The organism is Entomohabitans teleogrylli (assembly GCF_001484765.1).
GTDB lineage: Bacteria > Pseudomonadota > Gammaproteobacteria > Enterobacterales > Enterobacteriaceae > Entomohabitans > Entomohabitans teleogrylli.
In genome coordinates, this window is record NZ_KQ947376.1 from 151,803 (window position 1) to 164,753 (window position 12,951).

A 12,951-nucleotide genomic window follows, 5' to 3' on the forward strand; every position below is an offset into this window, starting at 1 on the left:
TTGACTGACAGGGTCAATTGCTGATGATCCCACAAATTTCTCAGGCGCCAGGGCTTGTGCAACTGGTGCTCGATTTTTTACAAACACTGGAGCAACAGGGTTTTACCGGCGATACCGCCACCGATTACGCCGCCAGGCTGACCATGGCGACCGACAACAGCATCTACCAGTTGCTGCCGGACGCGGTGATCTTTCCGCGTTCAACGGCGGATGTTTCGCTGATTGCCCGCCTGGCTGCCGAACCGCGTTTCACCCCGATTACCTTCACACCGCGCGGCGGCGGCACCGGCACCAACGGCCAGGCGCTTAACCAGGGCGTCATTGTCGATATGTCGCGGTATATGAACCGGATTATCGAGATTAACCCGGAGCAGGGCTGGGTGCGGGTCGAAGCCGGGGTGATCAAGGACCAGTTGAATCAGTTTCTCAAACCCTATGGCTATTTCTTTGCGCCGGAGCTGTCGACCAGTAACCGGGCGACTCTCGGCGGGATGATCAATACCGATGCCTCAGGGCAGGGGTCGCTGGTCTACGGTAAAACCTCCGATCACGTTCTCGGGGTGCGTGCGGTCCTGTTGGGGGGCGATATTCTCGATACCCGCGCGATGCCGACGCCGCTGGCTGAGGAGATCGGTAAAGACGACAGCGCGACCGGGCGAATCTATCGCACCGTGCTGGAACGCTGCCGCAGCCAGCGCCAGTTAATTATTGATAAATTCCCAAAACTTAACCGCTTCCTGACCGGTTATGACTTGCGTCACGTATTTAACGACGATCTGTCGCAGTTCGATTTGACCCGTATTCTCACCGGTTCGGAGGGGACGCTGGCGTTTATTACCGAAGCGAAGCTGGATATTACCCGGCTGCCGAAAGTGCGCCGTCTGGTCAACGTCAAATATGACTCGTTCGACTCGGCGCTGCGTAATGCCGCCTTTATGGTGGAGGCCCGGGCACTGTCGGTGGAGACCGTGGACTCCAAAGTGTTGAACCTTGCCCGGGAAGATATCGTCTGGCATTCGGTCAGCGAACTGATTACCGATGTGCCGGGCAAAGAGATGCTGGGACTCAACATTGTCGAGTTCGCCGGCGACGATGAAGCCTTTATTGACGGCCAGGTCGACGCCCTGTGCCAGCGGCTTGATGCGCTGATAGCGCAGGGGGCGGCAGGGGTGATCGGCTGGCAGGTGTGCCGCGATCTGGCGGGGGTTGAGCGTATCTATGCAATGCGCAAAAAGGCGGTGGGGCTGCTCGGCAATGCCAAAGGCCAGGCCAAACCAATTCCTTTTGCCGAAGACACCTGCGTGCCGCCCGCTCACCTGGCGGATTACATCGCCGAATTCCGCGCGCTGCTCGACGGTCACGGGCTGAGCTATGGCATGTTCGGCCATGTGGACGCCGGCGTGCTGCATGTGCGTCCGGCGCTGGATATGTGCGATCCCCACCAGGAAGTGCTGATGAAGCAGATCTCCGATGAGGTGGTGGCGCTGACCGCGAAATATGGCGGTCTGCTGTGGGGGGAACACGGTAAGGGATTCCGCGCTGAATACAGCCCGGCATTCTTTGGCGAAACGCTGTATCACGAACTACGGCTGGTGAAAGCGGCCTTCGACCCGGATAACCGCCTTAACCCGGGCAAGATTTGCCCACCGGCGGGTCGCGATGCGCCGATGATGAAAGTGGATGCGGAAAAGCGCGGCACCTTCGATCGCCAGATCCCGATTGCGGTGCGCGGCGCCTGGCGCGGCGCCATGGAGTGTAATGGCAACGGCCTGTGCTTTAACTTCGACGTGAAAAGCCCGATGTGCCCGTCGATGAAGATCAGCCAAAACCGCATTCATTCGCCGAAAGGACGGGCGACGCTGGTGCGCGAATGGCTGCGCCTGCTGGCCGATCGCGGCGTCGATCCGCTGAAGCTGGAAGAAGCCCTGCCGGAGCGGCGCGCCAGCCTGAAGACGCTGGTGGAACGCACTCGCAACAGCTGGCATGCCCGTAAAGGCGAATATGACTTCTCGCATGAGGTCAAAGAAGCGATGTCTGGCTGCCTGGCGTGCAAGGCCTGCTCCACCCAGTGCCCGATCAAGATCGACGTGCCGGAGTTTCGTTCGCGCTTCCTGCAACTTTACCATACCCGCTACCTGCGCCCGGTGCGCGATCATCTGGTAGCGAGCGTGGAAAGTTATGCGCCGCTGATGGCCCGGGCGCCGAAGACTTTTAACTTCTTCCTCAGTCAGCCGCTGGTGAAAAAGCTGTCGGCAAAACATATCGGCATGGTGGATTTACCGCTCCTGTCGGTGCCTTCTTTGCAGCAACAACTGGTGGGTCACGCGACGGCCCATACCACGCTGGAAGATCTGGAAAAACTCACGGCTGATGAACAGGCGAAAACGGTGCTGGTGGTCCAGGATCCGTTTACCAGCTATTACGATGCCCAGGTGGTGGCGGACTTTGTGCGGCTGGTGGATAAGCTCGGCTATCGACCCGTGCTGCTGCCGTTCTCACCGAACGGTAAGGCGCAGCATATTAAAGGATTCTTAACCCGCTTTGCCCGTACCGCCCGCAAAACGTCGGATTTCCTTAACCGTATCGCCCGGCTCGGTATGCCGATGGTCGGAGTCGATCCGGCGCTGGTATTGTGCTATCGCGATGAATATAAACAGACGCTGGGGGATGAGCGCGGCGAGTTCCACGTACAACTGGTCCACGAGTGGTTGCCCGGCGCGCTGGCGCAGCGCGCGGCGCAGGCGGCCGGCGGCGAAGCCTGGTATCTGTTCGGCCACTGTACCGAAACCACCGCGCTGCCGGCGGCGGTGGCGCAGTGGAAGGATATCTTCGCCCGGCTGGGCGCGACGCTGGAAAATGTCAGTGTCGGTTGCTGCGGGATGGCGGGGACTTACGGCCATGAGGTGAAAAACCTCGACAATTCGCTGGGCATCTATGAGCTCTCCTGGCATCAGGCGCTGCAAACGCTGCCGCGCAACCGCTGCCTGGCCACCGGCTACTCCTGCCGCAGCCAGGTGAAGCGTATTGAAGGCAACGGCGTGCGCCATCCCCTGCAGGCGCTGCTGGAGATCCTCGGATGATCTGGCGCCGGGCAGTGACCCTGGAGGCGCTCAATGCAATGGGCGCCGGTAATATGGTGGAGCACGTGGGTATCCGCTTCGTGCGTCTTGATGATAACGCTCTGGAGGCGACCATGCCTGTCGATGGTCGTACGCAGCAGCCGTTTGGTCTGTTGCACGGCGGCGCCTCGGTGGTGCTGGCGGAAACGCTGGGATCGGTGGCGGGCTACCTGTGTACTGAGGGCGAGCAAAAGGTGGTGGGCGTGGAGGTTAACGCTAACCATCTGCGATCGGTGCGCGAGGGACTGGTCAGAGGCGTGTGCCGGGCGCTGCATACCGGGCGTCGTCATCAGGTGTGGCAGATTGACATCTATGATGATCGGCAGCGGCTATGCTGTACATCGCGCCTGACAACGTCGGTTATTTAAAACTTCACTACCACACCGGACGGGGGAATATTATTCCCCCGTTGTCGTTTAATCCCCTGAGTCAGCTTCGAGGTTTCCTGTTTCATAAATAGGCATTGCCTATGCATCTTTTGTTTTCGCGGCGCGCTTTTGCCCATCACGCAAATAGAGTTTTAAATTCAGCATATTAGAAAAAGTACGGGCGACCCGCAGGGGCTGCCGGGAAGGTCTATCCTTAATAAAAGCGTTCCTTATCACCAATACCCTTACCGGACAGAGGTTGAAGTGAGAATTATTATCACTAACATACTGTTATTGGCCTTTAATGGCCCGGACATCGCCAGGGGAGGAAGTTCAATATGCAGGCAGAAACCTTTAATCCGCATGATGTGGTGGCCTGGCAGGGGGTAACCCTGACGCCAGCGGCGGCGGCGCATATCCGCGAACTGGTCGCCAGGCAGCCCGGTCTGCTCGGCGTACGGCTGGGCATCAAACAGACCGGTTGCGCCGGTTTTGGCTACGTGCTGGATAGCGTGACGGAAGCGGCGTCAGACGACCTATTGTTTGAATCACAGGGCGCGCGCCTGTGGGTACCTTTGCAGGCCATGCCGTTTATCGATGGAACGGAAGTGGATTATGTCCGCGAAGGATTAAACCAGATCTTTAAATTCAATAACCCGAAAGCGCGCCACGAATGTGGCTGCGGCGAAAGTTTTGGGGTTTAGGCGGTGCTATGTCTCGTAATACAGAAACCACTGACGATGTAAAAACCTGGACCGGGAGCCTGAATTACAAAGAGGGCTTTTTCACCCGGCTACAGACCGACGAGCTGGCAAAGGGCATCAGCGAAGAGGTGGTGCGCGCGATCTCCGCCCGGCGTAATGAGCCGGAGTGGATGCTGGAATTCCGCCTCAGCGCTTATCGCGCCTGGCTGGAGATGGAAGAGCCCCACTGGCTGAAGGCGCACTACGATAAGCTGAACTATCAGGATTACAGCTACTATTCGGCGCCTTCCTGCGGCAACTGCGACGATAACTGCGCATCCCAGCCCGGCGCGGTGCAGCAAACCGGTAGCAATGCTTTCCTGACCAGCGAGGTGGAAAACGCCTTCGAACAGCTCGGGGTGCCGGTGCGCGAAGGCAAAGAGGTGGCGGTGGATGCGATATTCGATTCTGTATCGGTGGCCACTACCTATCGGGAACGTCTGGCGGAGCAGGGGATCATTTTCTGCTCGTTCGGCGAGGCGATTCAGGAATATCCGGAGCTGGTGAAAAAATACCTCGGCAGCGTGGTGCCGGCCAACGACAATTTCTTTGCGGCGCTGAATGCCGCGGTGGCGTCTGACGGGACATTTATCTATGTGCCGAAAGGGGTGCGCTGCCCGATGGAGCTGTCCACCTATTTCCGTATCAATGCCGAAAAAACCGGCCAGTTTGAACGCACCATTCTGGTGGCGGATGAAGGTAGCTACGTCAGCTATATTGAGGGTTGTTCGGCGCCGGTGCGCGACAGCTATCAACTCCATGCCGCGGTGGTGGAAGTGATCATCCATCGCGACGCCGAGGTGAAATACTCCACGGTACAGAACTGGTTCCCGGGGGATAACAACAGCGGCGGGATCCTCAACTTCGTCACCAAGCGAGCGCTGTGCGAAGGGGACAACAGTAAAATGTCCTGGACCCAGTCGGAAACGGGTTCGGCGATCACCTGGAAATACCCGAGCTGTATTCTGCGCGGTGATAATTCCATTGGCGAGTTTTTCTCGGTGGCGCTGACCAGTGGCCATCAGCAGGCGGATACCGGCACCAAAATGATCCATATCGGTAAAAACACCCGTTCGACCATTATCTCGAAGGGGATTTCCGCCGGACACAGCCAGAACAGCTACCGCGGTCTGGTCAAGATCATGCCCACCGCCACTAACGCCCGTAACTACACCCAATGCGATTCGATGCTGATTGGTCCGGATTGCGGCGCCCACACATTCCCGTATGTGGAATGCCGGAATAACAGCGCTCAACTGGAACATGAGGCGACCACCTCGCGTATCGGCGAGGATCAACTGTTTTACTGCCTGCAGCGCGGTATTAGCGAAGATGACGCCATTTCGATGATCGTCAATGGCTTTTGTAAGGATGTGTTCTCCGAATTGCCGCTCGAGTTTGCGGTGGAAGCGCAAAAATTACTGGCTATTAGCCTGGAACACAGCGTTGGCTGATAAGCCTGGTAAGGAATGACTATGTTAAGTATCAAAGATTTACAGGTAAGCGTTGAAGGTAATGACATTCTGCGTGGCGTGAACCTTGACGTTCGCCCCGGTGAAGTACACGCCATTATGGGGCCAAACGGTTCCGGAAAAAGCACCTTGTCCGCCACCCTGGCCGGACGCGAAGAGTATCAAGTGACCGGCGGCAGCGTACAGTTCCGCGGCAAAGATCTGCTGGAGCTGTCACCGGAAGAGCGGGCCGGCGAAGGGATCTTTATGGCGTTTCAGTATCCGGTGGAAATTCCCGGGGTCAGCAATCAGTTCTTCCTGCAAACCGCCCTGAACGCGGTGCGCGACTATCGCGGCCAGGAAGCGCTGGACCGCTTCGATTTTCAGGATCTGATGGAAGAGAAAATCCGCCTGCTGAAAATGCCGGAAGATTTGCTGACCCGCTCGGTAAATGTCGGCTTTTCCGGCGGCGAGAAGAAGCGAAACGACATTTTGCAGATGGCGGTGCTGGAGCCGCAGTTGTGCATTCTTGATGAGTCGGATTCCGGGCTGGATATCGACGCGCTGAAAATTGTCTCTGACGGGGTAAACTCGCTGCGCGATGGTCAGCGCTCGTTCATTATCGTTACCCACTATCAGCGTATTCTCGACTACATCAAACCGGACGTGGTCCATGTTCTGTACCAGGGAAGAATCGTCAAATCCGGGGACTTTAGCCTGGTGAAACAGCTGGAGGAGCAGGGTTATGGCTGGCTTACTGAACAACAGTAATGCGCTGCAGCAGTGGCACCGCCTGTTTGAATCCCGGGGCGGTCAGCGCTCCCGGGAGGCTCAGGAGCACCTGCAGCAGATGCTGCGTCTTGGGCTGCCGGGGCGCAAGCATGAAAACTGGAAATACACCCCCCTCGACGGGCTACTGAATCATCAGTTTGTGCTGCCGTCGGGGACAGAGATTGCCAGCGATGCCCGCGACGCGCTGACGTTGCCGATCGACGCTGTGCGGCTGGTATTCGTCGACGGTTTGTTCAACGCGGATCTCAGCGATGATACCCGGGATAGCGGCTACGCGGTGCAGGTGGACAATCAGCGCCAGTCGCTGCCGGCGGCGGTACAGCCGGAGGTCTTTTTGCACCTGACGGAGAGCCTGGCGGCAACGGTAACCCATATTCGCGTGGCGCGGCGCTGTGTGCCGGCGCGGCCGCTGATACTGATGCACATCAGCAGCGGCAGCCGCCAGGGAGAGATGAATACCGCGCATTATCGCCACCACCTGGCGCTGGAAGAAGGCGCCTCGGCGATGGTGATTGAGCACTATGTCAGCGCCGACAGCGCCAGCCATTTTACCGGCGCGCGCTTCACCGCCAGCCTGGCGGCCAACAGCCAGTTGCAGCACTATAAACTGGCGTTCGAAAACGCCGCCAGCTACCACTTCGCTCATAACGATTTGCTGCTGGCTGAGGATTGTACCGCGCTGAGCAGCAGTTTTCTGCTCGGCGCCGCGGTACTGCGCCACAACACCAGTACCCGGCTCGACGGGGAAAACGCCACGCTGCGGGTTAACAGTCTGGCGCTGCCGGTGAATAATGAAGTGTGCGATACCCGTACCTGGCTGGAACATAATCAGGGCTACTGCAACAGCCGTCAGTTGCATAAAACCATCGTCCGCGATCGCGGACGGGTGGTATTCAACGGGCTTATCAAAGTGGCGCCGCACGCCATCAAGACCGACGGACAGATGACCAACAATAATTTGCTGCTTGGGCGTCTGGCGGAAGTCGATACCAAGCCGCAACTGGAAATCTACGCCGATGACGTGAAATGTAGCCATGGCGCGACGGTGGGGCGCATCGACGATGAACAGATGTTCTATCTGCGCTCCCGGGGGATCGGCGAAGCGGCGGCCCGGCAGATGATTCTTTACGCCTTCGCCGCTGAACTGACCGAAAGCATCGGCGATGAGGCGCTGCGTCAGCGGGTGATGGCGCGGATTGGCGAACGTTTCGCGGAGGGTAAAGCATGAGTTTTCCTGTGCAGCAGGTACGGGCGGATTTTCCTGTTCTCAGTCGTGAGGTTAACGGCCAGCCGCTGGCCTATCTTGACAGCGCCGCCAGCGCCCAGAAACCGGAAGCGGTGATCGATGCCGAAGCGCGTTTTTACCGTGAAGGGTATGCGGCGGTGCATCGCGGGATTCATACCCTGAGCGCCGAAGCGACGGCGCGTATGGAGGCAGTGCGGGCCAGCGCGGCGCGCTTTCTCAATGCGGCGCGGGCCGAGGAGATTGTGTTTGTACGCGGCACCACTGAGGGCATCAATCTGGTGGCTAACAGCTGGGGTAACGATCAACTGCGCGCCGGCGATAATATCATCATCAGCGAAATGGAACACCACGCCAATATCGTGCCGTGGCAGATGCTGTGCCAGCGTAGCGGCGCGCAACTGCGGGTGATTCCGTTGAATCAGGACGGCACGCTGCAACTGGAGGCGTTTCACCAACTGCTGGATGAACGCACCCGCCTGCTGGCGATCGCTCAGGTATCCAACGTTCTCGGCACCGAAAACCCGCTGCCGACATTGATCGACGCCGCTCACCGGGCGGGGGCAAAGGTACTGGTGGATGGCGCCCAGGCGGTCATGCACCATGCGGTGGATGTGCAGGCGCTGGGGTGCGATTTTTACGTTTTTTCCGGCCACAAGCTGTACGGGCCGACCGGCATCGGCGTGCTGTATGCCCGCCATGACATTTTACAGCAGATGCCGCCATGGCAGGGGGGCGGGTCGATGATCGCCACTGTCAGCCTGACGCAAGGGACCACTTATGCCGCAGCGCCGTGGCGTTTTGAAGCCGGCACCCCGGATACCGGCGCGATTATCGGGTTTGGCGCCGCGCTGGAGTATGTGACGCATCTTGGGCTGGATAATATCGGCGAATATGAATCAGCGCTGATGCATTACGCGCTGCAGGCGTTGCGCGAAGTACCGGATCTGGCGCTTTACGGCCCGGCCCGGCGTCGCGGAGTGATTGCGTTCAATCTTGGCAAACATCATGCCTATGATGTCGGCAGCTTTCTCGACAACTACGGTATCGCGGTGCGTACCGGCCACCACTGCGCGATGCCGCTGATGGCGTTCTACGGCGTACCGGCCATGTGTCGCGCCTCGCTGGCGATGTACAATACGCAACAGGAAGTCGATCGGCTGGTGGCCGGGCTTCAGCGTATTCACCGCTTACTGGGTTAACAGGGAGGCATAATATGGCCGGGTTGCCGGATAGAGATAAATTGTTGAAGAATTTCAGCCGCTGCGCCAACTGGGAAGAGAAGTATCTGTATATCATTGAACTAGGCCAGCGCCTGCCGCCGCTCTGCGCCCAGGCGCATAATCCGCAGAATATCATTCAGGGCTGCCAGAGCCAGGTATGGATAACGCTGTCGCGCGGCGATGACGGTGTTATTCATTTACAGGGCGACAGCGATGCCGCCATTGTCAAAGGGCTGATTGCGGTGGTATTTATTCTTTATCACCAGATGACGGCGCAGGATATTGCGGCGTTCGACGTACGGCCGTGGTTTGAAAAAATGTCTCTGGCGCAACATCTTACCCCTTCGCGCACCCAGGGGCTGGAGGCGATGATCCGCGCGATCCGCGCCAGAGCCGCTGAATTTGCCTATACTTAATTAGCAGTTTTATTTACAGCTTTCATCCTGTCATGCGGGGTAATGTTTTACCTCGCGGGTCTTTCAGCTTTCCGGCTCCCCGCCGGTGAATACAGGAATTAAGTATGAAACGCGCGCTGTCTTTAATATCCGCCAGTCTGCTGTGCGTTCTGGCCGCTGCGCCGTCGGCGCAGGCTGTCGATTACCTGTTACCGCCACCGGGTAGTCGTTTAATTGGTGAAAACCAAATATATACGGTGCCTGACGACGGTAAAAATCTCGAATATATTGCCGCGAAATTTAATACCGGTATTTTACTGTTACTGGAAGCCAATAATACTGTTGATCCTTTTTTACCCCGACCGGGCAGCCAGTTAACGATACCGGAACAGATGTTGCTGCCGGATACCCCGCGCGAAGGGATCGTGATTAACCTTGCCGAGCTGCGCCTGTATTACTATCCCCCCGGGCAAAACCGCGTCGAAGTATATCCGCTGGGTATCGGGCAACTGGGGCGCGAAACGCCGGTAATGGTGACGCGTATCATCCAGAAAATCCCCAATCCAACATGGACGCCGACCGCCAATATCCGCGCCCGCTCGCTGGCTCAGGGGATAAAACTGCCTGCGGTGGTCCCCGCCGGGCCGAACAACCCGCTGGGGCGTTATGCGTTGCGCCTGGAGCAGGGGGGCGGCGAATATTTGATTCACGGTACCAACGCGCGGGACAGCATTGGTCTGCGCGTCAGTTCGGGCTGTATGCGGATGCGCGCCGCGGATATCAAAGCTCTGTTCAGCCAGGTCGCCTGGGGTACCCGGGTACAAATTATCAATGAGCCGGTGAAGTATGCCGTGGAGCCTGACGGGCGGCGCTATATTGAGGTACATCAGCCGCTGTCGCGTAATGACTATGAAAACCCGCAGACGGTGCCGATAGCTATCAGCCAGGCGCTGGGGCGTTTTATTGACAGTCCGGCGAGCAATGCTGCGCGGGTGGACGAAGCGCTTACCCGACGGGCGGGTTATCCGGTCGAGGTGAGTGCCGGGGCGGTGGCGCCGGGGCCTGCGCAACCGGTGTTACAGAGCGCGGGGATTGCGTCGCAGCAGACAACGCTGACCAATCCTGAAGGCGCAGAGCGCATGCTGTCGCAGTGACCAGGGGATAGCGGGGGAAAATCAGGGCAAAAAAAATGGCGCACGGTGTGCGCCATCTTAAACACGGTACTATTACTTGCGGTATTTAGTAGCCATGTTGTCCAGACGCTGGTTAGCGCGAGCTGCGTCGTCTTTAGCAGCCTGAACGTCAGAACGCATTGCGTTCACGTCGTTGCTCAGCTGGTCAACTTTAGCGTTCAGAGTCTGAACGTCAGAGGACAGCTGATCGATTTTAGCGTTGCTGGAGCAACCAGCCAGCAGAGTAGAACCCAGGATTACCGCGCCCAGTACCAGTTTAGTACGATTCATTATTAATACCCTCTAGATTGAGTTAATCTCCATGTAGCGTTACAAGTATTACACAAACTTTTTTATGTTGAGAATATTTTTTTGATGGGAATACGCTTAAATTTGATCGTTCGCTCAAAGAACCAGCGACTTACCTCAAAATGCTAAAAAAAACGTGTTAAAACAGGATTCTCTCATCGGATTCATCTTGCTTGTAGCGGCGCTTAAATAGCAAAAGCCGATTTGCTTTTTTATTAATTCCGACTAACGGTAAAATAAAAAAGCGCCCCGCGAGGCGCTTTTTCTGGTACCGCACTTTTTCACAAATTTCTTACAGAACGTGTACAGAGGCGGTATTGGTGGTGCCGCTCGGCACCAGCGCGCCGGATACCATTACCACGATATCGCCTTTCTGCGCCAGGCCGCTCTGCAACGCCAGCTCTTTGCCCAGACGGTAGAAATCATCGGTAGAGACTATCTCTTTCACTACCTGCGGCACTACGCCTTTGCTCAGCACTAACTGGCGGGCGGTAACTTCATTGGTGGTCAGGGCCAGAATGGTCGCGTCCGGGAAGTACTTACGGATAGATTTGGCGGATTTACCGCCCTGGGTGGCGACCACAATCAGCGGGGCTTCCAGTTTCTCGGCGGTTTCCACCGCGCCGCGGCACACGGCTTCAGTAATGCGCAGCTTGCGGCTGTCATTATTGTATTCCAGACGGCTGGTCATTACGCGGTCGGTACGCTGGCAGATAGTGGCCATAATGGTGACCGCTTCCAGCGGATATTTACCTTTGGCGGATTCGCCGGACAGCATCACGGCATCCGTGCCGTCGAGGATGGCGTTAGCCACATCGCCGGCTTCAGCGCGGGTCGGACGCGGGTTTTTGATCATGGAGTCGAGCATCTGGGTGGCGGTGATTACCACTTTACGGGCGCGGATACATTTTTCGATCATCATCTTCTGGGCGAAGATAACTTCTTCCACCGGGATCTCTACCCCCAGATCGCCGCGGGCAACCATGATACCGTCCGACGCATCGAGAATTTCGTCGAAATTGTTCAGGCCTTCCTGGTTTTCGATTTTCGAGATGATCTGGATATTTTCACCGCCGTGGGTTTTCAGGTGTTCGCGGATTTCCACGACATCGGAACGCTTACGGATAAAGGAGGCGGCGACAAAGTCCACGCCCTGCTGGCAGCCAAAAATCAGGTCCTGCTTGTCTTTTTCCGCCAGCGCCGGCAGCGCGATGGAAACGCCCGGCAGGTTAACGCCTTTGTTTTCGCCCAGGTCGCCGTTGTTGAGCACTTTACAGATAACTTTGTTGCCTTCGATGGCCGTGACTTCCATACCGATCAGGCCATCATCCACCAGAACGGTATTGCCGACGCTCAGATCCTGAGTAAAGCCTTCATAGGTGACCGCCACCATTTCACTGTTACCGACCACCGATTTGTCAGTGGTGAAAGTGAACGTCTGGCCCGCTTTCAGGGAGACGTCATTACCGCCTTCCAGCTTAATGGTGCGAATTTCCGGACCTTTGGTATCCAGCAGGATAGCCGCCTGTTTGCCGCTCTTCGCCACCACGTTGCGCAAGTTTTTGATACGTTGACCATGTTCTTCGTAGTCGCCGTGAGAGAAGTTCAGACGCATCACGTTCATGCCGGCGTCGAGCATTTTGGTTAACATCTCTTCGGATTCGGTTTTCGGGCCGATAGTACAAACAATTTTGGTCTTTTTCATGACAGTAATGATCTTAAGTTGAGGAGGATAGGTATACGCATACTCCGGCGGTAAGGTGTACCTCCGGAGCGTAAATCAGGGTTCTGAGTGCGCCAGGCCGCTTGCCTAAGGATAGGCGACAGATAGGATGCCTGCCGAATTATGTGTACTCGAGGCTCAGCCGCTGGAAAGGATGCGGAATCGGGATGTCGAAAGAGGCAGTCCAATGTGCTGAAACCATTCAAGTTGAGTCAGGGGTGCATTATATGTCAAAAGTATCAGGGAAATAAAATAAAAACAGCGTTTCAAAATAAATCTATGCAAAATAACAACAAATTGTATCGGTAATGTGAAAATTCACTAAAAAACAGCGGTTTTTAGTCCGATATGTGGCTATTTTCAGGCTATTGAGAAGATAGCGAACTAAGCAAGGCTGTGCATTGTTGCGCAAC

At 56.8% G+C, this 12,951-nt stretch carries 11 protein-coding genes; 9 read left to right on the forward strand and 2 right to left on the reverse strand.

Going from position 1 to position 12,951, the window contains the following annotated elements; translation table 11 throughout:
* Positions 1-23: 23 nt before the first annotated feature.
* The 9 genes from ydiJ (at position 24) to ldtE (ending at position 10,488) form a co-directional block, all read left to right on the forward strand.
* Entirely contained in the window at positions 24-3,080 is a 3,057-nt protein-coding gene (gene ydiJ, locus AQ981_RS00745; RefSeq protein WP_058909842.1) for a D-2-hydroxyglutarate dehydrogenase YdiJ, read from the forward strand.
* Positions 3,077-3,487: a 1,4-dihydroxy-2-naphthoyl-CoA hydrolase gene (gene menI / locus AQ981_RS00750; RefSeq protein ID WP_058909843.1), complete on the forward strand. Its 411-nt coding sequence runs from the start codon at positions 3,077-3,079 to the stop codon at positions 3,485-3,487. Before ydiJ ends, menI begins: the two co-directional genes overlap by 4 nt.
* 338 nt (positions 3,488-3,825) lie before the next feature.
* Positions 3,826-4,191 (forward strand): Fe-S cluster assembly scaffold SufA, encoded by a 366-nt coding sequence (sufA, locus tag AQ981_RS00755; protein ID WP_058909844.1) that lies wholly within the window; start codon positions 3,826-3,828, stop codon positions 4,189-4,191.
* A gap of 8 nt (positions 4,192-4,199) precedes the next feature.
* Positions 4,200-5,684, forward strand: a complete 1,485-nt coding sequence (gene sufB / locus AQ981_RS00760; RefSeq protein WP_058909845.1) for a Fe-S cluster assembly protein SufB — start codon at positions 4,200-4,202, stop codon at positions 5,682-5,684.
* A 21-nt stretch (positions 5,685-5,705) separates the two neighbouring features.
* Entirely contained in the window at positions 5,706-6,452 is a 747-nt protein-coding gene (gene sufC, locus AQ981_RS00765) for a Fe-S cluster assembly ATPase SufC (protein WP_058909846.1), read from the forward strand.
* A complete protein-coding gene (gene sufD / locus AQ981_RS00770; RefSeq protein ID WP_058909847.1) occupies positions 6,427-7,701 on the forward strand; it encodes a Fe-S cluster assembly protein SufD in 1,275 nt (424 codons plus the stop codon). Before sufC ends, sufD begins: the two co-directional genes overlap by 26 nt.
* Entirely contained in the window at positions 7,698-8,918 is a 1,221-nt protein-coding gene (sufS, locus tag AQ981_RS00775; RefSeq protein WP_058909848.1) for a cysteine desulfurase SufS, read from the forward strand. Before sufD ends, sufS begins: the two co-directional genes overlap by 4 nt.
* Before the next feature lie 14 nt (positions 8,919-8,932).
* Positions 8,933-9,355, forward strand: a complete 423-nt coding sequence (gene sufE / locus AQ981_RS00780; protein ID WP_058909849.1) for a cysteine desulfuration protein SufE — start codon at positions 8,933-8,935, stop codon at positions 9,353-9,355.
* A gap of 104 nt (positions 9,356-9,459) precedes the next feature.
* Positions 9,460-10,488 carry a L,D-transpeptidase LdtE gene (ldtE, locus tag AQ981_RS00785; RefSeq protein WP_058909850.1) on the forward strand — a complete coding sequence of 343 codons (1,029 nt, stop codon included), beginning with the start codon at positions 9,460-9,462 and terminating at the stop codon, positions 10,486-10,488.
* A 72-nt stretch (positions 10,489-10,560) separates the two neighbouring features.
* On the opposite strand, the gene lpp is transcribed toward ldtE, so the two are convergent.
* Together lpp and pykF are read right to left on the reverse strand one after the other, a co-directional pair.
* Entirely contained in the window at positions 10,561-10,797 is a 237-nt protein-coding gene (lpp, locus tag AQ981_RS00790) for a murein lipoprotein Lpp (protein ID WP_002443218.1), read from the reverse strand.
* A 310-nt stretch (positions 10,798-11,107) separates the two neighbouring features.
* Positions 11,108-12,520 (reverse strand): pyruvate kinase PykF, encoded by a 1,413-nt coding sequence (pykF, locus tag AQ981_RS00795; protein WP_058909851.1) that lies wholly within the window; start codon positions 12,518-12,520, stop codon positions 11,108-11,110.
* Positions 12,521-12,951 lie beyond the last annotated feature (431 nt).

Coding starts and splice junctions, on each gene's coding strand:
- sufB (WP_058909845.1), top strand. CDS start 4,200: ATGTCTCGTAATACAGAAACCACTGACGATGTAAAAACCTGGACCGGG.
- sufC (WP_058909846.1), top strand. CDS start 5,706: ATGTTAAGTATCAAAGATTTACAGGTAAGCGTTGAAGGTAATGACATT.
- ydiJ (WP_058909842.1), top strand. CDS start 24: ATGATCCCACAAATTTCTCAGGCGCCAGGGCTTGTGCAACTGGTGCTC.
- lpp (WP_002443218.1), bottom strand. CDS start 10,797: ATGAATCGTACTAAACTGGTACTGGGCGCGGTAATCCTGGGTTCTACT.
- ldtE (WP_058909850.1), top strand. CDS start 9,460: ATGAAACGCGCGCTGTCTTTAATATCCGCCAGTCTGCTGTGCGTTCTG.
- menI (WP_058909843.1), top strand. CDS start 3,077: ATGATCTGGCGCCGGGCAGTGACCCTGGAGGCGCTCAATGCAATGGGC.
- pykF (WP_058909851.1), bottom strand. CDS start 12,520: ATGAAAAAGACCAAAATTGTTTGTACTATCGGCCCGAAAACCGAATCC.
- sufS (WP_058909848.1), top strand. CDS start 7,698: ATGAGTTTTCCTGTGCAGCAGGTACGGGCGGATTTTCCTGTTCTCAGT.
- sufE (WP_058909849.1), top strand. CDS start 8,933: ATGGCCGGGTTGCCGGATAGAGATAAATTGTTGAAGAATTTCAGCCGC.
- sufA (WP_058909844.1), top strand. CDS start 3,826: ATGCAGGCAGAAACCTTTAATCCGCATGATGTGGTGGCCTGGCAGGGG.
- sufD (WP_058909847.1), top strand. CDS start 6,427: ATGGCTGGCTTACTGAACAACAGTAATGCGCTGCAGCAGTGGCACCGC.